General features: G+C 35.5%; 24 protein-coding genes and 2 other annotated features. Of the genes, 11 read left to right on the plus strand and 13 right to left on the minus strand.

Annotated elements, in window-relative coordinates; translation table 11 throughout:
- Positions 1-28 precede the first annotated feature (28 nt).
- Positions 29-1,225: a tryptophan synthase subunit beta gene (gene trpB, locus LRP84_RS11890; RefSeq protein WP_230575276.1), complete on the minus strand. Its 1,197-nt coding sequence runs from the start codon at positions 1,223-1,225 to the stop codon at positions 29-31.
- A gap of 86 nt (positions 1,226-1,311) precedes the next feature.
- Positions 1,312-1,575: a binding site (T-box leader), on the minus strand.
- 313 nt (positions 1,576-1,888) lie between these two features.
- Positions 1,889-2,145 (plus strand) — a binding site (T-box leader).
- A 55-nt stretch (positions 2,146-2,200) separates the two neighbouring features.
- On the opposite strand from trpB, the gene LRP84_RS11895 reads away from it, so the two are divergent.
- Together LRP84_RS11895 and LRP84_RS11900 are read left to right on the plus strand one after the other, a co-directional pair.
- Positions 2,201-3,559, plus strand: coding sequence for an amino acid permease (locus tag LRP84_RS11895; protein WP_230575277.1), 1,359 nt, complete (start codon positions 2,201-2,203; stop codon positions 3,557-3,559).
- A gap of 109 nt (positions 3,560-3,668) precedes the next feature.
- On the plus strand, positions 3,669-3,941 hold the full coding sequence (locus LRP84_RS11900) for a hypothetical protein (RefSeq protein WP_230575278.1): 273 nt from the start codon (positions 3,669-3,671) through the stop codon (positions 3,939-3,941).
- Between the two features lie 8 nt (positions 3,942-3,949).
- Here the strand turns inward: LRP84_RS11900 and LRP84_RS11905 are convergent, their stop codons facing one another.
- Both LRP84_RS11905 and LRP84_RS11910 read right to left on the minus strand, forming a co-directional pair.
- Positions 3,950-4,939 (minus strand): ABC transporter permease, encoded by a 990-nt coding sequence (locus LRP84_RS11905; RefSeq protein WP_230575279.1) that lies wholly within the window; start codon positions 4,937-4,939, stop codon positions 3,950-3,952.
- 2 nt (positions 4,940-4,941) lie between these two features.
- Positions 4,942-5,838 (minus strand): ABC transporter permease subunit, encoded by an 897-nt coding sequence (locus LRP84_RS11910; protein ID WP_230575280.1) that lies wholly within the window; start codon positions 5,836-5,838, stop codon positions 4,942-4,944.
- A 259-nt stretch (positions 5,839-6,097) separates the two neighbouring features.
- On the opposite strand from LRP84_RS11910, the gene LRP84_RS11915 reads away from it, so the two are divergent.
- The gene (locus tag LRP84_RS11915) at positions 6,098-7,222 is read left to right on the plus strand and encodes an LCP family protein (RefSeq protein WP_230575281.1); all 1,125 of its coding nucleotides are present in this window, start codon (positions 6,098-6,100) and stop codon (positions 7,220-7,222) included.
- A 64-nt stretch (positions 7,223-7,286) separates the two neighbouring features.
- On the opposite strand, the gene LRP84_RS11920 is transcribed toward LRP84_RS11915, so the two are convergent.
- The 6 genes from LRP84_RS11920 to cdr form a co-directional block, all read right to left on the minus strand.
- Positions 7,287-7,766 (minus strand): DsrE/DsrF/DrsH-like family protein, encoded by a 480-nt coding sequence (locus tag LRP84_RS11920; RefSeq protein WP_230575282.1) that lies wholly within the window; start codon positions 7,764-7,766, stop codon positions 7,287-7,289.
- A 300-nt stretch (positions 7,767-8,066) separates the two neighbouring features.
- Positions 8,067-8,363 (minus strand): rhodanese-like domain-containing protein, encoded by a 297-nt coding sequence (locus LRP84_RS11925; protein ID WP_230575283.1) that lies wholly within the window; start codon positions 8,361-8,363, stop codon positions 8,067-8,069.
- Positions 8,364-8,379: 16 nt separating this feature from the next.
- Complete coding sequence (locus LRP84_RS11930) at positions 8,380-8,748, minus strand: rhodanese-like domain-containing protein (protein WP_230575284.1); 369 nt, start codon at positions 8,746-8,748, stop codon at positions 8,380-8,382.
- A 21-nt stretch (positions 8,749-8,769) separates the two neighbouring features.
- Positions 8,770-8,997: a sulfurtransferase TusA family protein gene (locus LRP84_RS11935; RefSeq protein ID WP_230575285.1), complete on the minus strand. Its 228-nt coding sequence runs from the start codon at positions 8,995-8,997 to the stop codon at positions 8,770-8,772.
- 99 nt (positions 8,998-9,096) lie between these two features.
- Positions 9,097-9,360, minus strand: coding sequence for a metal-sensitive transcriptional regulator (locus LRP84_RS11940; RefSeq protein WP_035432943.1), 264 nt, complete (start codon positions 9,358-9,360; stop codon positions 9,097-9,099).
- A gap of 173 nt (positions 9,361-9,533) precedes the next feature.
- Positions 9,534-11,198 (minus strand): CoA-disulfide reductase, encoded by a 1,665-nt coding sequence (gene cdr / locus LRP84_RS11945; RefSeq protein ID WP_230575286.1) that lies wholly within the window; start codon positions 11,196-11,198, stop codon positions 9,534-9,536.
- Positions 11,199-11,448: 250 nt separating this feature from the next.
- On the opposite strand from cdr, the gene LRP84_RS11950 reads away from it, so the two are divergent.
- The 7 genes from LRP84_RS11950 to LRP84_RS11980 all read left to right on the plus strand — a co-directional run bounded on the left by LRP84_RS11950 (position 11,449) and on the right by LRP84_RS11980 (position 19,000).
- Positions 11,449-13,665 (plus strand): MMPL family transporter, encoded by a 2,217-nt coding sequence (locus tag LRP84_RS11950; protein ID WP_230575335.1) that lies wholly within the window; start codon positions 11,449-11,451, stop codon positions 13,663-13,665.
- 495 nt (positions 13,666-14,160) lie between these two features.
- On the plus strand, positions 14,161-15,555 hold the full coding sequence (locus LRP84_RS11955) for a sensor histidine kinase (RefSeq protein WP_230575287.1): 1,395 nt from the start codon (positions 14,161-14,163) through the stop codon (positions 15,553-15,555).
- Between the two features lie 96 nt (positions 15,556-15,651).
- Positions 15,652-16,725, plus strand: coding sequence for an ABC transporter permease (locus LRP84_RS11960; RefSeq protein ID WP_230575336.1), 1,074 nt, complete (start codon positions 15,652-15,654; stop codon positions 16,723-16,725).
- Entirely contained in the window at positions 16,725-17,438 is a 714-nt protein-coding gene (locus LRP84_RS11965) for an ABC transporter ATP-binding protein (protein ID WP_230575288.1), read from the plus strand. Before LRP84_RS11960 ends, LRP84_RS11965 begins: the two co-directional genes overlap by 1 nt.
- Positions 17,439-17,663: 225 nt before the next feature.
- Entirely contained in the window at positions 17,664-18,032 is a 369-nt protein-coding gene (locus tag LRP84_RS11970) for an HsmA family protein (protein WP_230575337.1), read from the plus strand.
- Between the two features lie 61 nt (positions 18,033-18,093).
- The gene (locus LRP84_RS11975; RefSeq protein WP_230575289.1) at positions 18,094-18,492 is read left to right on the plus strand and encodes a DUF2871 domain-containing protein; all 399 of its coding nucleotides are present in this window, start codon (positions 18,094-18,096) and stop codon (positions 18,490-18,492) included.
- A gap of 13 nt (positions 18,493-18,505) precedes the next feature.
- The gene (locus tag LRP84_RS11980) at positions 18,506-19,000 is read left to right on the plus strand and encodes a CcdC family protein (RefSeq protein WP_230575290.1); all 495 of its coding nucleotides are present in this window, start codon (positions 18,506-18,508) and stop codon (positions 18,998-19,000) included.
- A 98-nt stretch (positions 19,001-19,098) separates the two neighbouring features.
- On the opposite strand, the gene LRP84_RS11985 is transcribed toward LRP84_RS11980, so the two are convergent.
- On the minus strand, positions 19,099-20,517 hold the full coding sequence (locus tag LRP84_RS11985) for a SpoVR family protein (protein WP_230575291.1): 1,419 nt from the start codon (positions 20,515-20,517) through the stop codon (positions 19,099-19,101).
- A gap of 166 nt (positions 20,518-20,683) precedes the next feature.
- Between LRP84_RS11985 and LRP84_RS11990 the strand changes: the two genes are divergently transcribed.
- Positions 20,684-21,025: a DUF952 domain-containing protein gene (locus LRP84_RS11990; RefSeq protein WP_230575292.1), complete on the plus strand. Its 342-nt coding sequence runs from the start codon at positions 20,684-20,686 to the stop codon at positions 21,023-21,025.
- 43 nt (positions 21,026-21,068) lie between these two features.
- Here the strand turns inward: LRP84_RS11990 and LRP84_RS11995 are convergent, their stop codons facing one another.
- The 3 genes from LRP84_RS11995 to LRP84_RS12005 form a co-directional block, all read right to left on the minus strand.
- Entirely contained in the window at positions 21,069-21,629 is a 561-nt protein-coding gene (locus LRP84_RS11995) for a nitroreductase family protein (RefSeq protein ID WP_230575293.1), read from the minus strand.
- A gap of 318 nt (positions 21,630-21,947) precedes the next feature.
- Positions 21,948-23,357, minus strand: coding sequence for a sensor histidine kinase (locus tag LRP84_RS12000; RefSeq protein WP_230575294.1), 1,410 nt, complete (start codon positions 23,355-23,357; stop codon positions 21,948-21,950).
- Positions 23,344-24,030, minus strand: coding sequence for a response regulator transcription factor (locus LRP84_RS12005; protein ID WP_230575338.1), 687 nt, complete (start codon positions 24,028-24,030; stop codon positions 23,344-23,346). The genes LRP84_RS12000 and LRP84_RS12005 overlap by 14 nt, the downstream gene beginning before the upstream one ends.
- Between the last annotated feature and the right edge of the window lie 26 nt (positions 24,031-24,056).

Raw genomic sequence — 24,056 nt, forward strand, 5'->3', positions numbered from 1 at the left:
TTGTACCAGAACGAGATACTTTCTTTTTTTATTTTTCATTTTTATTCTCTAATTCAAATACTTGTTGAACGTCTTTATCGCCACGACCAGATAAGTTTACAATAATTGTTTTCTCTTTAGATAAGGTAGGCGCAAGTTTCATCGCATACGCTACAGCATGTGAGCTTTCAAGCGCAGGAATGATGCCCTCTACTTTTGATAACGTATGAAATGCCGCTAATGCCTCATCATCTGTAATGGATACATATTCTGCGCGGCCTGTGTCTTTATAATAACTATGTTCTGGGCCAACTCCTTGATAGTCTAAACCAGCTGCAATTGAATGCGCCTCAGCAATGTCACCATTCTCATCTTTCATCATATAACATTTAAAACCGTGAATAATTCCGGGTTCTCCTGCTGTTAATGGTGCAGCATGCAAACCTGTTTCAATTCCTTTTCCTCCTGGTTCAACACCAACCATTTTCACTTCTGTATCATTATAAAACGGTGCAAATAAACCAATGGCATTACTACCACCGCCTACACAAGCAACGATATAATCCGGGAGACGATTTTCTTTTTCAAGATGTTGTTGTTTCGCCTCGTATCCAATTACAGATTGAAAATGGCGAACAATTGTTGGATACGGATGCGGACCTAATGCAGAACCTAATAAATAAAATGTATTTTCATAATGAGTTGCATAATCTACTAAAGCAGCATCTACAGCTTCTTTTAACGTACGTCCTCCTTCTTGTACAGCGACTACTTTAGCGCCCAGTAATTCCATGCGAAATACATTTAATGCTTGGCGCTCTGTATCTAGTCCACCCATATAAATCGTACAATCTATTCCAAACATTGCACATGCCGTTGCTGTTGCAACTCCATGTTGCCCTGCTCCTGTTTCAGCAATAACTCGCTTCGCTCCCATGCGTTTTGCCAATAATATTTGCCCAAGTACGTTATTAATTTTATGTGCACCTGTATGATTTAAATCTTCACGTTTTAAATAAATTTTGGCACCATCTAATTGATCACTTAAGCGCTTCGCATAATATAACGGATTCGGACGACCTACATATTCCTTTAAATAATATTGAAATTCCGTTATAAACTCTGGATCATCTTTGTACGTATCAAAAGCCTCTTCTAAATGCTTTAATGCTTGCTGTAATGTTTCTGGTACAAAACTTCCTCCATATTCTCCAAAGAAGCCTTCTTTCGCTTGTAATAATTCCATCTTTTTATCCTCCCTTTCAAAGTAAAAACGATGAGAAATTAAACGTTTTGGAGAAATAAAAAAGCCCTCTACATACCTATTGGTATGTAGAGGGCGATATATTACGATACCGTGGTGCCACCTCTATTGATCTTTTATCCTATCAGATAAAAGAATCCACTTTTATTGGATACGGAATGTTACATTCGATATCCTCATCCTTTTAACGGCGGAACCCGGGTCGCATACTCCAAATGTTTCAACGTACCTCTCGTAAGTCCATTCCCTATGATCTGTCGTACTGGTTCACACCAATCCCAGCTCTCTGCAACGCCTCAATTATAGGTACTCCTCTTACTCATCGATTTTTACTATTTAGATTTGATTTTGATTATATATAGCTTGTAATGCATTGTCAACTAAAACAGAATGACAAGAATCTACATTATTTTAAAATAACAGTAGTTCTCGCAATTCGAATACAGCTGGTAAGATAATTTATTTTTTTATAAGGTAATAGACAAATTAAAATATAAAAGTCTTAAATCCTTCTCACAATGTGAGAGTTCCTGTATTTACCTTTAATTCTGAAGTATATAAAATTTCGTAAAATTCTTGACAACTGAATTTTCTTTCTATATATTAATCCATAATATTAACAAAACATTTTATAAGACAGATATAATAAACACAATGATTAGGAGTAGTAGAAGAATTCTCATGATGTGCAGAGAGCTGTGGGGTGGTGGAACACAGTCACATGAAACTTCGAACTCGCCTAGGAGTGGAAAAGCTGAACAAAGTAGGATATGTTAGGCTTTTACGGTTGATTTACGTTATAAAATTTAGCATTAATAATGTGCAAAAAGCTGGATTTCCCTGTATGTGAGGAGGTCAATAAGAGTGGTACCGCGGTAGGTTTTAGGCCCATCGTCTCTTCAAAGAGATGATGGGCCTTTTTATATATTTACAACATAGAGAGGAAGGGAAAATCATATGACAAATAAACAAGAAAGTTTAAGACGCACGATAACATCACGGCATATTATGATGATGGCCCTAGGCGGGACTATAGGAGCCGGACTGTTTAAAGGAAGTAGTACAGCTATTGATATGGCAGGACCATCGGTAATTATTGCCTATTTATTGGGAGGAATGATCTTAATGTTTGTCATGAAGGGCATGGCTCACATGGCATTAGAAAATCGACAAGCTAGAACATTTCGAGATCTAATTCAACCCGTTCTAGGTAAATATGCAGGATACTTTTTAGATTGGATTTATTGGAAAATGTGGGTGCTAAACATAGCTGCAGAGTCATTAGTAGCAGCTACATTCCTTCAATATTGGTTTCCAAATATACAAATTTGGGTTTTAGCTTTAATCGTTTCTATCGCTGTTACTATAGTAAATTTATTTTCAGTAAAACTGTTCGCAGAAACAGAATATTGGCTTGCCTTATTAAAAATTACTGTCATTGTATTATTTATTATATTTGGTTTTATCGTCCTATTAGTTCCATTTCAAACTCATACTGCAATAGGATTTTCTAATCTATCATCACACGGTGGATTTTTTCCAAATGGTATGCATGGATTAATTTCAGCTATGCTAGTAGTAATATATTCATATGGCGGTGCCGAAATGATAGGTGTCACTTTAGCGGAAACCAAAAATCCAGAAAAAGCTATACCAAAAGCTGTAAGAGGAACATTAATTCGAATTATTTCTTTTTACGTTTTACCTTTTTTTATAATAGTCAGCTTGATTCCATGGAATCAAGTAAATGGGGTTCCAGAGAGTCCGTTTGTAATGGTATTTAAAGCTATAGGAATTCCATATGCGGATCACGTTATGAATACAATTATACTATTAGCCATTATCTCTTCCATGAATGCTGGATTATACGCATCTTCACGTATCGTATATACACAAGCACAAGATGGACAACTTCCAAATTTATTTACAAAGTTGTCTCGAAAAAAAGTCCCTATCTATGCAATCCTAGCTTGTACATCTTCTTTATATGTAGGGGTGCTTATCTCTTTATTCGCCGGAAGCAAAACGTTTAACTTTTTAATGGGGTCTCTTGCGTATACTGTATTATGCATTTGGATTATTATTACGCTAGCGTATTTGAAAATTCGTGTGCAACAATGGAAGCAAAATATCTATTCAGCTCGCCATTTTCCTTATACAACATTAGCATCTCTTTTGATTTTAATTTCCATATTAGTAAGTGTAGTTGCTACTACTTCTATAATGGTGACAATTATCACATTTTGTATATATTTATTGATTACCTTGATTTATTTCAAAGCTTCTTCTCGTTTCACCATAAAACAAGCTGCTTAATGGGATCCTGGATGTTCCTCGTCAATGAGCAAAATTCTATTTCATGTTCAAATTAGAATTTTAGCCGAGCTAATAGAAACTGAGAAAAAAGAAATTTAGAAGGAGACTCATGTATCCGAAAACAGAACATACGTTTCGTTTCATTCCAATTATATTGGTTATCAACAATTTGTTCAAGTTTCAAGTGACTACTATGGCATCGAATCCAGAGGTGGTTGTTCTTGTACAGGTACGTATGGTCATTACTTACATTTCTTTCATAAATTCACGAAAACAAAAACGAATAGAGAGAAAACATGCAAAAGCAGCTGGATTCATCCAGCTGCTTATTTTTCACTTTCTACAAATGGCCTTCCTCATTAACAGCTCAGTAATGACATGAATCTACATTCACATGGTATGCTTAAACGCAAACAATTCTTCTGTTGCTATAGGTTGTTTCTCTTCTCTCTTCTCCTGTTTTGTACTCTCTCCTAGCTTTGCCTTCACTACTGCATCCTGTATACATTTTACGATTATATTTCCTGAAAAAATGGTTAATCCCAAAAATGTAATAGGTACAAGTGGAATCCACGGATGAACTGTTAAAGACCGAAAATAGACCCCAATTAACCCTGACCATTCATGAGTATATGAATCCACTCCCTCATAAAAAATAACAGTTCCTCCAAAGAATAAACCTAATAAACCGAGATGCAGCAAAATAATAAGTGTTTGCACGAATTGCTGCATAAATACAATGACAAAGGTCGAATACAAGTGTGGAAAAACATGTTTCATGATAATGTGTCGTTTACTACCTCCTAAAATTCTAGCAGCATCAATAAATTCTTCTGTTAATAACTTACGAATTTCATTGGCAATATATAAAGAAATTGTGGGAACCGCCAGCGCCGTTAATAAAATAATTTCAAACGAAGCTCGTTCAAAAAAGGTGGAAGTTGCTTCACCATTGTTAAATGGAATCGCATATTGTAGTAAGAACGCCGCAATCATAACCATTGGAATAATTGTAAAACTATCAAAAAAAGCTTCTAATTTTGTAAATCCTCGCTTTATGTATGTTCCAAGAAAAACACCGAAACAGATACAAAATGCTATACGCAATAACGCAATCAGTACAGATACTCCGATTGTCCATTTCGCACCTTCAATGACTAAATTTAATAAATCAAATCCTTGGTGATCTGTTCCAAGCCAAAACTGAAATGAAGGCGGAAATGGAGGTACTTCAGGTGTTCCGTCTTTATCGAACTGAATGGACACTCTTCTAATATTCCCATCATTAAAAAGGGTGTTTCCAACGCTTAATAGAACAAGTATAATAATAAATGATACACTCACCCAAAACCGTTTATCACGCCTCATATATTGCCACATCATTATAGCCTCTCTTTCATTACATTTGGAACGAGATAATGAAACAACTTAAAAATAATAAAAATAGGTATATAAAGAAGCAACAAGCTCACCGTAAAAACAGGAATACCTGATGCAAAATTAACACCTGCGGCTACTTTTACAAATACAAACATGCCATACGTATTAAAAAGCCATTCAATAATGTACAAATTTGATAGCATAAACCAAATGTTCGTTTTTGCAAAAAAGAGCGTACTTAATAATACATTGCGTAATACGTGATGATTTAAAATGTAGAGCTTATCTAATCCTTTTGCCTTTGCAAACAGTACATAATCTTTTTCAAGTTCCGTTTCAAAACGCAATAATAATAATTTTACAAACATAATCGTTGTCGGTACACTTAAACAAATGATTGGTAATCCTCGAATAGATTGCTCTCCAATCCCCGAAATACTTACAGCTAAAATACCTGTTTGTTTAAAAATCCAAATGACAAAAATTTGCGAGCCAATGATAAGAAGAATATCCGGAATAGATTCAAGAAAGAGTAAAAATGATTTGATTTTTTCTTGAACACTCGTGCTGCTGCGTAAAATAATATAAACAATTAGAAAAGCAATCAAAAGTGAAATAAAAAAAGAAGCTAAAAAGATAATCATCGTTTCTTTATAATGGACAAATAATTGAGGAAATAATGGTCTTGGTTGCGGATCTTTACTAACTGGTAAATACGTCATCGACGACATATGTAGCAAACTATTACAAACCATTTTTACCGTCTCTATATATTTATGAAAATCTATTTTTAAACCTTGAAATAAACCAGGCAATGCTCCTAAGCAAATAATCCCGATAACTGATAAGAAGAACTGCACAAGCACTTCCGAACTATGTATGAAAACTTTCTTTACCATACCCCTGCTCCCATCCGTTTTCTTCCATTTTATATACAGATTTTGTAATTGTAAATATTTTCTGTAAATTAACATTTTAAAGAGGATACTCTAACAATAGCTGAATTGATAATTTTTGATATCCTCTTTTTACAAACTAAATAGACGGAAGATTCATAAAGTGTAAATAACTTTTAATATTCTTTTTTATAACAACGAATTATAATTAGTTGATGTAAGCGTTGCAGTAGCTTCAATTATTAATGAAGGAGTATACAAAATGAATCAACAATCAAATTTACGTGAACAGAAGCATAAAAAAAGCAATAAAAAATTAAAAATTGTAGGGCTTGTTATTGTATTGTTTTTAGTTAGTTTGGGAGGTTACACTTGGTTTTTAGTGAATAAAGCATCTTCTGCTGTTCGAAATGCATCTCAAGATTTAGCGCGTGGTGATAAATCCAAATTGCGTGAGCAAGCTGTCAAACCCATTTCTAATAACATATCTGTTTTAATTATGGGTATTGATGAAAATCAAGGCCGTGAGAAAGAATACGCTGGTTCATTTCATCCAGATGCACTGCTGCTCGCAACTTTTAATAAAGATAGTAAAACAGTGAAACTAGTAAGTATTCCACGTGATACATACGCCTATATTCCAGTAGAAAAGAAAAAAGATAAAATTGCACATTCATATGCATTTGGTGCTGTAAAGAATGGAAAAGATGGTGGACCTCAAGCTACTATTGATGCAGTAGAAAAACTATTTCATGTTCCTGTCGATTATTTTGTGAAATTTAACTTTAAATCTTTCATTAAAGTTGTCGATGATTTAGGGGGAATCGACATAGATGTACCCGTTACATTTACAGAACAAGATAGTAACGATACAGCAGGTGCAATTCATCTCGAGAAAGGGTACCAGCATCTAAATGGAGAACAAGCTCTTGCTTTAGCAAGAACACGCAAAATCGATAGCGATGCTATGCGCGGTCAACGCCAACAGCTTGTCATTGAAGCTACTGTAAAAAAACTAGCGAGTGCTGGTTCCATAACAAAAGTAGGAAAAATCATTGATGATATTAATGGAGACTTTAAAACAAATTTCTCATTTGATGATATGTTATCATTCTACAAATATGGTATAGGGTCTTCAATTGAGAAAGTACAACTAGCTGGCGAAGACTGCTATATGGCAGCGGATAAAATTTGTAAGCCTTCTTATGCTCCGAAACATACGTATTACTACATGCCTGATCAAAAAAATATAGCTGACATAACAAAGCAACTCCGCGAACATCTTGGACTTCCTGCTGATACAAAGCCTGCAGTGCAAGATAAAGATACAAATGAGGACCAAGAACAAAAACAAGAGGATAAACAAAAGAATACACTAGATAATTAACATATCTCAAAAGCCGCTGGTTCTTCAGCGGCTTTTCATTTTCAAAATGAATCAACTTTGAAGGCTAAATAAACAAGTTCACATTTCCTTCAGAAGCATCTGCTAAATATGCTGCAACTCCTGCAAATTCGATATCTTTCATAATTTCTTCGTCTTTTAGTCCTAATAAATCCACTGTCATTTGACAAGCGACTAGTTTCACGCCTTGCTCTTTCGCCATAGCAATTAAATCTGGCAGCGGCATTGCATTATGTTTTTTCATAACATGCTTAATCATTTTCGGTCCCATACCTGCAAAATTCATTTTCGATAACCCCATCTTATTCGCACCGCGAGGCATCATCTTTCCAAACATTTTTTCTAAGAAATTTTTCTTTGCTTTTACCGGCTCATCTTTACGAAGTGCATTCAAACCCCAAAATGTATGAAAAATAGTTACTTCTTGATCATACGCTGCTGCACCATTTGCAATAATATACGCTGCCATTGCTTTATCATAATCCCCGCTAAACAACACAATTGTTGTTTTTTTCTGTTGCTCCATGCTGCCCCTCCTACTCATACCCGTATGGGTAATGGAAATTTCTACACAAAGAAGCCGACTCAAAATTACGTGTTCACCAATATATCGGCGCTTTTTGTGATATATCGGCGCTTCGACAAAATTTAAAGTGAAACTTCCATCAGTGACGCTTTTCTCACTGATGGTTAGTTGAACCAATCGGGCTTTTACGGGCAGTTTTCTTCCCAGCTCTTCTCCATCCTTTACTGCCCGTTAATGCGGGATAAAGACCCTTCGACGACGTTCGACATACGAATAGCCCCTCCGCTGAAATTAGATCCGTTACTCCGTTTTCCCTTCCCAAGCTAACATACCACCATTCATATTAATAACTTGGAAACCCTGACCTTCTAAAAATTGAACTGCTCGTGAGCTTCTGCCACCAGAACGACATACAATCACGTACTCTTTGTTTTTATCTAACTCATGCATCCGAAACTCTAATAAGCCAAGTCGAATATGAAGCGCTTCTGGAATTTTCCCTTCCGCAACTTCTTCTACCTCACGTACATCAATAATATTTACTACTTCATTACCCATAAGTTTATTTTCTAATTCTTTCGCACTGATTTCTTTCATTTTTCATACATCCTCCTTAATTACAAGCATTCATACCGCCTGAAACATTTATAATGTGTTTAAACCCTAGCTTCTTTAATACTTTTGTTGCTTGTTTACTTCTCATTCCACTTTGACAAATTACAATTACTTCTTTGTTTTTATCTAAGCTACTTGCTTTTTGTACCAGCTCATTTAATGGCATATTTCGAAAACCTTGAATATGGTTGCCTCTAAATTCCCCTGGTGTACGTACATCAATCAATTGCTTATTCTTTTTCTTGATCTCATCTTTTAGTTCTTTTCCGCTTATATTTTTTACTCCCTTAACAGGTAAAAAACGAGAGATAACAAACCAAGCAATAAGTGTAATAAAAACGATGTTCAACGCTGCATTCGTACTCATAAAACATACCCTCCAAATTTCTTACGCTTTCTTAATCCAAAATTTTAAAATACCATCTTCTTCAACATGTTGTAATACTTCATGTCCACTTGTTTGTGCCCATGCTGGAATATCCTTTACAGCTCCTTTATCGGTAGAACGAATCTCTAAAATCTCTCCAGATTGCAGGGCATCCATCGCTTTTTTTGTTCTTACGATTGGCATTGGACATGCTAACCCTTCTACATGTAATACTTGTTTTACATTCATTTTATATACCTCCGATAATATTTACCTTACAGTCTTCATTACATATACCCATATAGGTATATGTAATTTGTTTTTAAAATCTGTCAATAAATTGACAGATTATCTGCTTTTTACAAGTAGTTGTACAGCCTCTTTTATTACATCTTCATTTGATGTATCACCTTTTTCAAATTGCTCTCGAAGACATTTTTCCAAATTCGTTCCGACAATTAATCCAATCGTACGATCCATTGCAGAACGTGATGCAGTTAGTTGTGTAATCACTTCTTTACAATCTTTTCCTTCTTCCATCATGCGAAGCACACCACGAATTTGTCCTTCAATTCGCTTCAGACGATTTTTCATATCTTGACCATATTCCAATGTATGAGCACCTCCATGCTTTCATTTGTTTTATGTTAAACTACATTGTTTGTTAAACCTTATATACACTATACCCTAGAGAGTATTTTGTAAACCCCTCTTTTTAATTTTTTGTGATAACGCCCTATCAAAACTGAGAGGACGTTATCACTTATAATGAAAACCTTTAACTATTAGTGCTCAACACGACTTGGCAAAACTGTCGCATATAGTTTAAAACCACCGTCTACATTCTTCGCTGCATACCCATTTTCCATTAAAATACGTGCCGCTACATACCCTCTCATTCCAAGTTGGCATGTAATATAGATCTCTTGATTTGTTGAGATTTCATTTAATCGATCACGCAATTCATCCAATGGAATATTCACAGATCCTTTTATAATTCCTTGTTTTAATTCGTGTGGTTCACGTACATCAATTAAATATCCGCCTTTTTCAACGATGTCATCAATTTCATGCCATTGTACAGTATCAACAAGCCCTTCAATAATATTGCTTGCTGCGTACCCTACCATGTTTACAGGATCTTTAGCAGAAGAATACGGCGGAGCGTATGCTAATTCTAAATCAGGTAAATCCATAACCTTCAATTTTGCTTTCATTGCTGTTGCGATGACATCAATGCGTTTATCTACGCCATCGCGGCCTACAGCTTGCGCTCCGTAAATTTCTCCTGTTTCCTTGTTAAAGATGAGCTTTAGTAAGATCGGATACGCATTTGGATAATACCCCGCATGAGAGTTTGCTTGTACGTGAACTACCTCATAGGGTATCTCTAAACGTTGTAATACTTTTTCATTCACTCCTGTTGAAGCCACTGTCATTTCAAATACTTTAGCAATAGATGTACCCATCGTTCCTTTATATATAGAATCTGCACGGCCATGAACAATATCCGCTAATAGACGACCTTGACGATTTGCCGGCCAAGCAAGTGGAATCATTGTTTCCGTTTCCGTAACAAAATCTTTTACCTCAATCGCATCTCCAATCGCATAGATAGACGGATCAGAAGTTTGTAATGTTTCATTTACTTTAATTGTATTTCGAACGCCTAATTCCAGCCCTGCTTCTTTTGCCAAACTGCTCTCAGGTTGAACGCCGATAGAGAGAATAATCATATCCGTATGAATTTTTGTACCGCTTTTCAGACGAATAACTGCTCCATCCTCTTCGAATGCATCTACCCCATCTTCTAAAATGAGCTGAACGCCATGCTTTGTCATATGTTCGTGTACGTAGGCTGCCATTTCATAATCAATAGGTGGCATCACTTGATTATTCATTTCAACAAGTGTTACATCAATGCCTCTTTCTCTCAAGTTTTCAGCCATCTCAACGCCGATAAATCCCCCGCCAATTACAGTCGCATGACGCGGTTTATTTTCATCAATATATCCTTTCATACGATCTGTATCAGGTACATTTCGTAATGTAAATAACGCTTTCGCTGTTTCAATTCCTGGAATTGGTGGTACCATCGGCTTAGAACCCGGTGAAAGAATTAAAACATCATAAGACTCTTCGTAAGTTTCATTTGTAACTACATTTTTTACAAGAATTGTTTTTTCTTCTTTATTAATTTTTATTACTTCGCTTAAAATGCGAATATCTAAATTAAAACGCTTTGACATTTTTTCAACTGTTTGCACTAACAACTTTTGTCTTTCTTGAATGACTCCGCCAATATAATAGGGCAGTCCGCAGTTTGCAAATGAAATATATTCTCCGCGCTCAAACATAATAATCTCATCATCTTCACTTAAACGACGCAGACGTGCTGCAACTGATGCTCCGCCAGCAACTCCGCCAACTACAAGAATCTTTTTACTCATCCTTCTTTTCCTCCTTCATATATGGTTCAATCATTTTCACTTTCTAATTACTTATACCCGTATAGGTATATAATAAACATAAAAAAACATTAAAGCAACATTTCCGGCTCAATATTTCCATTTGTTCACAAAATAGAAACAAAGTTAAGAACTAATTATCGACATAATTTTTGTAATATTCTGTTCATATTCCGTTCATATTTCTATTCTAAAATTTTCCTGAAATTAAAAAAGGGAGGTTATACATGTGATTAATCGTCCTTTATACAAACTTGCTCGTTTCATAAGTAGTGCAAAAGGTGCCAAAATAGTTTTAATCGGCTGGATTCTTGCTATTGGCGTTTTAAGTTTCATCGCACCAGCAGCCAAAAAATACGCAACAAGCAGCGGTGAAGGAAGCATACATGAAGATACTCCATCTGCTGTAGCTCAAAAGATATTTGACGAACAATTTCCATCCAAAGACGGATTAGTAGCCTTGCTTGTTTTTCATGGGAAAGATGCGATCACTGAGAGCGAGCGTGCAAAAATCTCAGAAATTAGCAAGTGGCTTTCTTCAGATGATAAACCAAAAAATGTAGCAAGTGCATTACCATTCCACCAACTCCCCAAAGCCACACAAGATAAAATGTTTTCCAAAGATAACACGACCATTCTTTTAAATGTTGCGATGACAAAAGGTTTAGAATCGAATCAAATTTATGAGACATTAGAGCAAATTCGAAACCATGTAAAAGAAACAGGTATAGGAGATTTACAGTTTGAGATTACAGGCCCAGCTGGGATTGCAGCGGATACGATTACACTTTTCAAAAATGCTGATTTCGTATTGATGTTTGCAACAATAGGGTTGATTCTAATTATATTAATCATAATTTATCGCTCTCCCCTACTCGCCGTCATTCCATTAATCATTGCGAGTATTGTATATCAAGTAGTGGATCGTATATTAGGATTGGCGGGCCAAAATGGATGGTTTGTCGTCGATAAACAAGCACTTTCGATTATGATGATTTTACTGTTTGCAGTTTTAACGGATTATTGTTTATTCATCTTAGCTCGTTATAAAGAGGAATTAAAAAAGATTGATTCGAAATACGATGCTATGCAAGTCGCATTGACACAAGTAATGGAACCTATTCTATTCAGTGGTGGAACGGTACTTATCGCAATGCTTACATTGTTTTTTGCTGCTTTTAAACCGTATCATCACTTTGCTCCAGTATTTTCAGTTGCCATGGTGATCATTCTTCTCGGAGGTATTACACTAATCCCAGCTATATTTGCACTAGTAGGACGAAAAGCGTTTTGGCCTTTCGTTCCAAAAATAGCGGAGAAAGAAGAAAAGTTAAGCGGCTTTTGGAAAAATGTAGGCAGTTTTGTAAAGAAAAAGCCTACAATCACAGCAGGTATACTATTAGTTATGCTTATTCTTGCTTCACTTAACGTTGGATCCATGAAATATTCATTTAATTTAATGAAGTCATTTCCGAATGACATTTCATCGCGGCAAGGTTTTGAAATTTTAGAAGAACGCTTTCCACCAGGACAATTAGCACCCGTTACTGTCATTTTGAAATCAGATAAAGAAATTGCATTAGACCAACCATTTGTTGAAAAATTAGCTTCATTATCAAACTCAATCAAAGAACTAGATGGAGTAAATGCCGTCACCCCTGAAATCACTTCAGGATTATCCGCACCCAATTCGAACTTGCCAAAAAATTTCTTATCAGAAGAAAAGCATGCCATCAGACTGCAATTGACTTTACAAGACAATCCTTACGACAAAGCAGCTTTAAATACAATAAATACACTGCGAGAAAACAGTAACAGTTTGTTAACGAAGAGCGGCTTTGATTCACAGCAATATTCCTTGCATTATAGTGGGCAAACCGCACAGCAACTAGATGTGCGATCTTTAAATGAAAAAGATACGATCGTAACGTTCTCACTTATTTCAATTTTCATTTTCATTATGCTTGTGTATCAATCAAGATCCATCATCATAGCGCTAACGATGATAGTAACAATGTTACTTTCCTATGCTGCAACTTTAGGACTGGGTTGGATGATCTTTCATCATATTTTAGGCTACGATTCGATTAGCTATCGTCTACCTGTCTACACCTTTGTTTTTCTTATTGCATTAGGGGTCGATTATAATATTATGCTTGTATCCCGCATCAAGGAAGAGGCACAAAAGTATGAATGGAAAGAAGCGGTGGCACGTGGAGTCGCTTTAACGGGGGGCGTCATTTCATCAGCTGGTATCATACTCGCAGCTACATTCTGTGTACTCATTACGCAACCACTTCAGGAACTCTTTCTGTTCGGTTTGACGATGACAATGGGGATTTTAATTGATACGTTCCTTGTTCGTGGTATGCTGCTCCCTTCGATTCTAATTTTTTTCAAGCCAAACCGTTCCAAACATATTTCTTCAATCCCAACAGATTTGAAATAACCTTAAGGTAAAGTGAAATTTCCATATCAGTGGGGGGTTTTTCATCCCCCCTGATGGAAAGCCCGCCCAATCGGGCACATGCCAGCAGTTATCCCCCACCTATCTTCCTCGCTTCTCTCTTAATCTTCAGGTGAGGGTCTTACTGCCCGTGAATAGCAGGATAATGAATGTTGCATCCTCCATTTCTTATGTTAGTGGTTCATCGTTTTAATGAAATGAAAAGTGTGCTATCAGTTTTGCTGACAGCACACTTTTCATTTTCTTAGAAATTGTAATAACGTGTTCATCTTCTGTTCATAAACATTTCTTATTCTACGAAAGTGAGTGGCTTATATAACCATCAGTGTTTTTTTCTTCATCCCTACTAATAGAAAACTCTCACCAATCAGGCACATGCCAACAGTTATCTCCCACCTATCTTCTTTGTTTTCTCAGAATCTTGAGGTGAGAGCCTTACTCTCCAAAAATAGAAAGTTAAATTAGAGGTGAAAAAATATGCGATCATTATATTCAAGATTTGTTATTATATCTGTTTTTATTATGCTAGTTAGTAGTATAGTCGCATTTTTACTTACAAATGTATATTATCATGTGTATTTAAAACCATATAACAGTGAGAAAATTTTAAAATACGCACAAGAAGTGAAATACTTATATGAGAAAAATACAGAACTAAATAAAGATGAGTACTTACAGTCTATTTCTAATCTTGGCTTTGAGATTTACGTAGTAGACGATAAAAAACAAGGTAAGCGGTACGGTGATGATTTCAAGAAAATAAATATTAGCGTAGAGACGATTGAACATGTATTAAACGGAAATATATACAATGGGATTTTAACATATCCAAATCGTTTATTTGCTACCGGTTTTTTTGACAATACACTTTCGAATAGTATAGGAATTCCTGTTGAAAATAACGGTAAAGTGTATGCGCTATTTATTCGCCCAGATATTCAACAGCAATTTGGAGAATTACGTATTTTCTATGCCGTTTTATTAGGATTAATTATTTTAATCAGTCTAATTCTTATCGCGATAGCTACCCGCTTTGTCGTTCGCCCTATTCAAAGATTTACACGTGCGACAAAAGAAATTGCAAGTGGGAACTATGATTTAGCACTGCCAGAAAATCGGCGCGATGAAATTGGCACACTTGCAACTAGCTTTCGTAAAATGGCCAAAAGATTACAAAATTCAGATCGGATGCGACAAGAATTTGTTTCGAATGTTTCTCATGAATTTCAATCCCCCCTATCATCTATTCAAGGATTTTCAAAAACATTACAAACACATGATTTAACTGCAGCTGAGCAAAAACATTACTTAGAAATCATTGAATCAGAAAGTCGACGCATGTCCAGTTTATGTAAACAATTATTAATGTTAGCATCGCTTGATAAAGAAGATCTTACTTTACGTAAGCAGCCCTTTGATTTAGGGAAACAAATAAAAGATATTATTTTTATGCTTGAGTGGGAATGGAGAACAAAAGAACTTGCAGTTGAAATGGATGTTCCTAGCATACAAATTTACGGAGATGAAAACTTGTTTCATCAAGTATGGACCAACTTGTTTACCAATAGCATCAAATTTACAGAAAGCGGCGAAACGATTTCATTTGAAGCAGAAGAGCTGGAAACAGAGTGGCGTATTTCGATTACTGATATGGGTATTGGTATACCGGAGAATGAAGTAAAAAAAATATTTGATCGTTTTCATAAAGTCGATACTGCCCGAAACAGAAATGTAAACGGAAGCGGATTAGGTCTTTCTATTGTAAAAAAAGTCGTTGATCTTCATGGCGGAGCAATAACTGTTGATAGTGAACTTGGAAAAGGAACTACCTTCTCTATTTACCTTCCAAAACAAGAAGAAGAGTCTATATAACCTATAGACTCTTTTTTTGTAATCTTTTGTTCATATTCCGTTCATATTTCCTCTTTATGATAAGAGCATAGAACGAAACAAGGAGGAATGAACGTAATGTTTTTAGCACTTAAAGAATTAAAACAATCAAAATTAAGATACGGATTAATCGGTACAATTATGATCCTGTTATCATTTCTTGTACTTATCATATCAGGTTTAGCAAATGGTTTATCTCATGATAATGCCTCTTCTATTATCGAAATGAAAGCAGACAAGTTTGTAGTATCAAGTGATGCCGAGGGTAAATTATTACGCTCTCAAATTAAGAAAGACGACGTAGATAAAGTATTAGCACAAGTTGATGAAAAAGATGCGGTTCCAATGCATCTTAAAATGACGACATTTGAAAAAGAAGGAAGTTCAAAAAAAGTTGATGCTGCTATTTTTTCAAGTAAACAAGATTCATTCATTGCCCCAAAAGTGATTGAAGGGAAAAACAGCGCTTTAGCAGACGATGAAATCGTTGCTGATGAATCTATCAAAGAAAAAGGTATAAAGCTTGGAGATAAGCTAGTAGATCCTATTTCTAAGAAAACTTTCAAAGTTGTTGGATTTACAGAAAATCAAATGTTTAGCCATACACCTGTTGTTCATATGAATGAAAATGTATGGAGCAGCATTGCAATGCCGAATGAAAAAGATTACAGCATAATCGCTCTAAATACTGATAAAAAAATCGATAATGCAGATAATGTAAAAATTGTCGATAAAAAAGAAGTACTGCAAGGTATTCCAGGTTATAAAGAAGAACAAGGAACATTAACGATGATTATTGCGTTTTTACTTGTAATTTCAGCATTATTAATCGGTGTTTTCTTCTATGTTATTACATTACAAAAAACACACCAATTAGGCGTATTAAAAGCAATTGGAACAAAAAACTCATATTTAGCAGGTAATTTAGTTGTACAATCCATCTTCTTATCTGGTGTCGCTCTTGTAATCGGCATTGGCTTAATCTTGGCAGTACAGACTGTTTTACCAGCTAGCATGCCATTCTTATTAACAACAACAACAATCGCGCAATATGCAGGTATCTTTATCTTAATTAGTATTTTCGGTACACTAATTTCTCTATATCAAGTATTGAAAGTAGATGCACTAGAAGCAATCGGAGGTGGAATGTAATGGTAACAGAAGTGAAATGGGATAACCCAGTGTCATTATTAAAGCTTGAACAAGTAAGTAAAGTATATGGCGAAGGAGATACAGAAGTAACTGCCCTTCATCCAATTACGTTAGATGTAAAAGCGGGCGAATTTATCGGTATTGTTGGTCCATCAGGTTCAGGAAAAAGTACATTGCTTTCCATTGCAGGTGCACTTCTATCTCCTTCAAAAGGAAACATTTATATTTCTGATCAAAACGTAACGAATTTATCAGAAAAAGAGATGACAAGTATTCGTCTAGAAAAAATTGGTTTTATATTCCAATTTGCAAATCTCGTACCTTTCTTATCGGTTAAAGAACAACTTTTATATATCGCTAAGTTAAAGGGAGAAAATAAAAAAGAAGCTGACAAGCTTGCAACTGAATTACTGAAAACATTTGGATTATCACATCGAATGAATCATTATCCGAATCAACTTTCAGGCGGTGAAAAACAACGTGTAGCCATCGCTCGTGCTTTTATGAATAATCCAGACTTAATTTTAGCTGATGAACCTACTGCTAGTCTTGATTCAAAACGCGCTAGAGAAGTAGTTGAATTAATGAAGCATGAAGTTAAGAAAAACAAAAAAGCAGCAATTATGATTACACACGATGAAAAAATGCTTGATGTATGTGATCGAATTTTAACACTTCGAGATGGAAAATTACTACGAGAAAACGAAATTTAAGAGTTAGTAGTAATCTAAAAAAACTTTCTTATCCCCTATCTGACTAGGGAATAAGAAAGTTTTCTTTCATTTAAAGCATATTTTCATTTTTATTTACAATATAACACAATTTTAATATAATAATTAGGCAAATTTCATATGTAATATTGCGTTCATATTCTATTCATAATTCTCATGTAACATGCTTTATATAAAGCAAATGACTGTTAGAAAGGAATGATGAACGTGTTAGCATCCGCTATTACATTTATTACAGCTGCACTTATTTTTTATACAATCGGAGTATGGAGTGAAAAATTTCAAAAGACGTTAAAACCTTGGCATGTCATTATTTTTTGGCTTGGATTAGTATGTGATACGCTCGGAACTACATTAATGGAGAAAATGGCTTCAGCAGGATCTCTCCTCAGCTTTCACGGAATAACAGGCTTATCAGCAATTTTACTTATGCTATTTCATGCTGTTTGGGCAACGGTTGTGTTAATAAGAAAAGATAGAAAAATGATGACAACATTCCATACACTAAGCGTTATCGTATGGTTCATTTGGTTAATCCCTTATATTTCTGGCCTCATATACGGAATGACAAGATAGCTTTTAAATATGGCTCTATTCCCAAAAATAAACATTGCTAATACTACCTTAGGAGGTTATTATGAAAAAGTTATATAATGCATCTTTTGTCTATTTAATTATCGGTTTATTTTCCGGTGTATTTGCAAGAGAATATGCAAAAGCGCAGGGAATTCAAGGCACTACTCTGCTGAACCTTTTGCACACGCATATGTTAGTTCTTGGATTTTTGTTCTTTTTAATTGCCTTTGCATTATCAAAATCATTTGCATTTCATGAAGCAAAAGGTTTTAATGCGTGGTTCATCGTTTATAATATAGGACTGATTTCAACAGTTGGTTCATTGGCGGCACGCGGACTTCTTCAAATAAATGGAACTGATTTTAAAGGGTTAAGCCATATAGCAGGAACGTCTCATACTATCATTGGCATTGCTCTAGTTTGGTTTATGATTTTATTAAAAAAATCATACAAGGGATAAAAGGAGGTAAAATATGAACTTAAATATAAACTTAGCTGTTGTAATGAGTGTTGTTGCTCTTTGCATGGCTATTGGAATGATGATTATTCGCTTAAAATCAGCAAAGAAACCTGTATCATTAAAAAAAATTATACTCCCACCGATTTTTATGAGTACGGGAGCATGCATGTACATCTTACCAGAATTCCGATTAACAACATCAGAAATTTGGGAAGCAGTTATCGTTGGTTTATTTTTCTCTATTTTTCTTATTAAAACATCAAAATTTGAAATACGCGGAAAAGACATCTATTTAATACCTTCTAAAGCATTTATATTTATTTTAGTCGGTTTACTTGCTGTCCGCATCGGTATGAAAGAATATTTAAGTCAATCAATTGATTTAGGACAATTAAGCGGTATGTTCTTCTTACTTGCTTTTGCGATGATCGTATCTTGGAGAATTGGAATGTATCGTTCATTTATGAAATTGCAAAAGGGAATGAATTCTGTAGGAAGCAGCCTTTAATTAAAAAAGCGCACCTCTAAATAACGTGAACCCGATATCGTACCGGGTTCACGTTATTTACTTTCTTTTCAAACTGTATATAAATGTATAGAGGAGCTTCACACATACTTCCGATGCACCATCTTCCCATCATAAGAAAATACAACACTCTTATTCTCCACAATCGACTCCATATGCACTGTTCTTCCCCATAACTGATAAATGTACGGCAATACTTTCTCTAAATATTTTAAATCTAGTTCAATTCCTTCATAATAATGCTTAATGTACAACTCACCGTTCTTTAAATGATCTCCATCTTCGACCATTAAATATGGGAAACCACCATTTGTTCTCATATTCACTAACTGATCCCGAACATTTTCCCAATCTTTATCAATGACTTTATAATCTTTCCCTTGGCGCTGGAATAAGTACATATCTTCGCGCATAACAAGTTCTTTGTTTAAGTAATTTCTAAGGAACGATACGTCCCATTCAATTTCGCGTACTTCAAAGATTTTTTCTCTTCCTGAGTTTGGTTTTGCTCCTCGGCGTATCATTTCTTCTGTCGGATTATTGTAGCGTTCTTCAATATCTTCAAACATTTTAATGCCAAGATAGTACGGGTTAATACTCGTCTTCGATGGCTGGACAACACCTGCGTTTAACTTTGCGAATTCAATGGCTTCATCCGAGCTTAAGTCCATTTCGCGAAGGATGCGTTGATGCCAGTACGAAGCCCAGCCTTCATTCATGATTTTCGTTTCAAGCTGCGGCCAGAAATACAGCATTTCCTCACGCATCATCGTTAAAATATCACGCTGCCACTCTTCTAATTCACGGCTATATTGTTCAATAAACAGAAGTAAATCTTTTTCTGGTTGCGGCGGAATTTTTCTTTTCTTCCGCATATTAGGTAATTCTCGTTTCTTATTTCGATTTTCTAAATTCCATAAATCATCGTACGGCGTGGCAGCCTTCCTTACTTGTTCTTCCTCTTCTTGATCATCCGCGCTCCACGCAAGCTTCGGTCTCATAAGTGAAGGATCAATATGCTCTTGAATGGCTAGCACAGCATCCAAAAAAGTTTCTACTTCTTTTTTTCCGTATTTATGCTCATAATTTTTAACTCTCTCTGCAGTTGCCGCCATACTTTCGACCATATCGCGTTTCGTGTTAGAAAATCGAATATTGTTTTTAAAGAAATCACAATGCGCCAATACATGAGCGACAATAAGCTTATTTTGAATCAATGAATTTGTATCGAGCAAAAAAGCATAACATGGATCGGAGTTAATAACGAGCTCATATATTTTACTAAGTCCTAAATCATAGTGAAGTTTCATCTTATAAAATTGCTTTCCAAAGCTCCAATGTGAAAAGCGCGTTGGCATGCCATATGCACCAAATGTATAAATAATATCAGCTGGACAAATTTCATAGCGCATCGGATAAAAATCTAATCCAAACCCTGTCGCAATTTCCGTAATTTCTGCAATTGCATATTGCAATGCTTTGTCCTCACTACTTCTCATCTCTGTTCCCTCCTTACACCTTCCCTTATGAAAGTGTATGAGGAAAAACAAGCTTTCATGAAAATTAAAGAAATTACCTCAATATATTTTGTCTTTTAGATGCGATTATCTTGCAAAACATGTAAGCTTTCCTTTAGAGAACATTCATTACAGAGGGGATAATCTTATGAATACAATCATGAAAGTTATGACACTTCAGGCATGGGAAAATGCGAAAGAAAAGGGAATAATTATCGAACCTTCCTTACAGGAAGAAGGATTCATTCACTGCTCATTTCTCAATCAATCATTACAAGTTGCTCACAAACATTTTGCAGCAGAACCTTCTATTGTATTTTTAACAATTGATCCAGAGCGTGTACAAGCAGAAATTAAATACGAATTAGCTGCAAATGGTGAACGTTATCCACATATTTATGGTGTCATACATACGAGTGCAATCACAAACATTCATACATTAATTCAACATAAAGATGGAACTTTTACACTTCCACCAGTACTTGCATAATAGAAGAAGGATGCTTATATGCTAATAAGTATCCTTCTTTATATTATCCTTCAATAATCTCTAACTTCTCCGTAATTGGTGTACGCTCTTTGCCTTCTGGCGCCTTATCAAAATACCCAACATGTAAAATACCAACAATTCGTTGTCCTTTCGTTAAACCAATTGCTTTCATGAAAGCAGGATTGTAAATAAGCCCGCCTGTTTTCCAAACAACACCTAATTGCTGTTCCCAAGCTAGGAGCTGGAAGTTTTGCATAAATGCACATACAGCAGCGTAATCTTCATCACGCTGCGCTTGGCGTGGGTCTTCATCCATATGGATAACAATTTGAGCTGGTGTACTCATAAAACGTTCCGTTAACATTTTTCCGCGTTTTTCTCTTTCTTCTGGTGAAAAAGAGTTTAAAACAGCGTCTACAAACTTTTTACGGCCATCCCCCAAAAATAATTTACATTTCCACGGCTCGCGGTGCTGATGATTCGGTGCCCATGTTGCATTATTTAATAGTTCAATTAATAATGCTTTTTCTACTACTTTATTTGTAAAGGTGCGAATAGATCTTCTTTCTTTTATAACATTTGCAATAGAAGTATAAGTTGTCATCTGTTCCTCTCCTTCATAATTTTATCCCGCTATTCGCGGGCAGTAAGACCTCCACCTCAAGATTCAGAGAAGAGCGAAGAAGATAGGTGGGAGATAACTGCCCATAAATGCCCGATTGGTTCAATTAACCATCAGTGAGAAAAGCGTCACTAATGGAGATTTCACTTTATATCTATATGTATACGTCAATTATTGATAAGGATTATCATTTTCAATTATAATCTAGTTTCCTCATATAAATCAATATTTAATATCGAAAAACACAATGTGACCATTGCAGTAAAACAAAAAATCGCCTTACTTTATGTAAGACGATTTTCATAACCTAGGAAAACGCATGATAAACGTTGTTCCTTTACCTTGTTCACTCTTTACTTCAATCGTTCCATTATGCAGTTTCACAAGTTCTTTTACAATCGATAAACCTAATCCAAATTCACCATAACTATTTGTTCTAGATGTATCAGCTTTATAAAAACGCGACCACATTGCAGATATTTCTTCTCGTCCCATCCCAATACCAGTATCTTCAATTTCAATAATTGTCATTTGCCCTTCTTCTTTTCCTCGCAGCATAATTGTTCCATTCTCGGTAAATTGCAGGCTATTTTTTGTGATGTTCAGCAAAATTTGCAGCAGCCGGTCATAGTCAGCATAAACAAATAAACTAGCGGGGACATCAATTCCAATTGTATTTTCCTTTTCCTCTGCTTGCAGTTCTAATTGTTCACTGATTACTTCAAAAACTTCTTTTACTTCAATTGCTTCTTTTTGAAGTGTAATTTCATTTGAAAGGATTTTTTCATAGTCTAACGTTTCATTAACGAGGCGAATGAGTCGCTTCGTTTCTTGTTCCATCATTTCAAAACAGCGCTGCTTTTTCTCCTCCGGAATGAGGTCATTTTTCATTCCTTCTACTAAACCATTGATTGTCGTAAGGGGTGTTTTTAATTCATGTGAAACATCAGCAATAAATTGACGCTTTCGCTTTTCTAAACGATTGATTTCCTTCTGTGCTTTATGAAGCTGCTGCGCCATATTATTAAAATCATTTCCAAGCAAACCGATTTCATCGTATTGTCCAATAGGAACATGCACATCATACTGACCTTTTGAAATCATTGCTGTCGCCTGGCGAAGACGCTGCACCCGTTTTACTAAAGAGCGCGAGAAAAAGATGCTGACCACTAGTACAATCAGAAAAGTAACACCTGCTGCAATTAACAAATATCGATTTAATTCCGTCACAATTTGAAGTGTGCTGTGAATGGGAGCTGTTAACATTACCCCGCCTTGCAGTTCACCATTTCTCATATACGGAATCGCAACAATTGATACAGGTTGTTCAAACCTGTTCACGTCTCGTTTTATTTGCAATGTTTCGCCATGTTGAATTTTCTTCCATTCTGCCTCGCTTAACAATGGATTTTTCTTTACATGAACTGGTGATTGCGTAATTTCTCCCTTTTCATTAAAGATGAAAAACTTCGTGTCACGTGCATGTAATAGACTAGAAAAATGTTTCAATTTCACAACATGAACGTTCATTTCCTTTTTCTCAAGCTCATCAATAATTTTAGTTCCGTAAGAAGTAAGCTCGTCTACCTTTGTCCTGTAAGCAAGATTTTCAGCTAAACTTAAAAACATGGCACTTAATAGAATAAATGCAGCAAGTAAAATAAAAATGTAACTAAATAATAGCTTATAAAAATACTTAATCCTTTTCACAGCCAGCTACCACTTCATCAAATTTATAACCAACGCCCCAAACGGTATGAATCCATATATGCGAGTCAGTGCTAATTTTTTTACGAAGCCGCTTAATATGTACATCCACCGTTCGTTCGTCTCCGTAAAATTGATATCCCCAAATACGTTCTAAGAGCTGTTCACGACGAAATACTTGGCGCGGGTGCTTCGTGAAAAAAACGAGCAACTCAAATTCTTTTGGCGTTAAATTTCCCACTTTCTCACCGTCTAAAAATACTTCTCTTGTTTCTTCATTAATATGAAAATGATTTATTTGATTTTTCACCTGTTTTTTTGATAAACGGCGTACAACTGCCTTCATCCTTGCGATTAACGTGAGCGGACTAAACGGCTTCGTAACATAATCGTCTGCCCCAATTTCTAATCCTAGTACTTGATCAGCTTCACTATCTTTTGCCGTTAACATGATGATAGGAACATCACTGCTTTCTCTTATTTTTTGACACAGTTTTATACCATCCATGCCCGGAATCATCCAATCTACAATAAGCAAATCCCACTCTTTCTTTTGAAACAATGAATATGCTTCTAAACCATCTGCGACAAATGTTGTTTGAAAGTCTTCTTTCATAAAAAACATTTCAAGCATTGAACACACGCTCTCATTATCCTCTACAATTAATACATGCATCGCAGCATCTTCTCCATTCATTGGAA

The sequence above is a fragment of the Bacillus rhizoplanae genome (assembly GCF_917563915.1).
Lineage (GTDB): Bacteria > Bacillota > Bacilli > Bacillales > Bacillaceae_G > Bacillus_A > Bacillus_A rhizoplanae.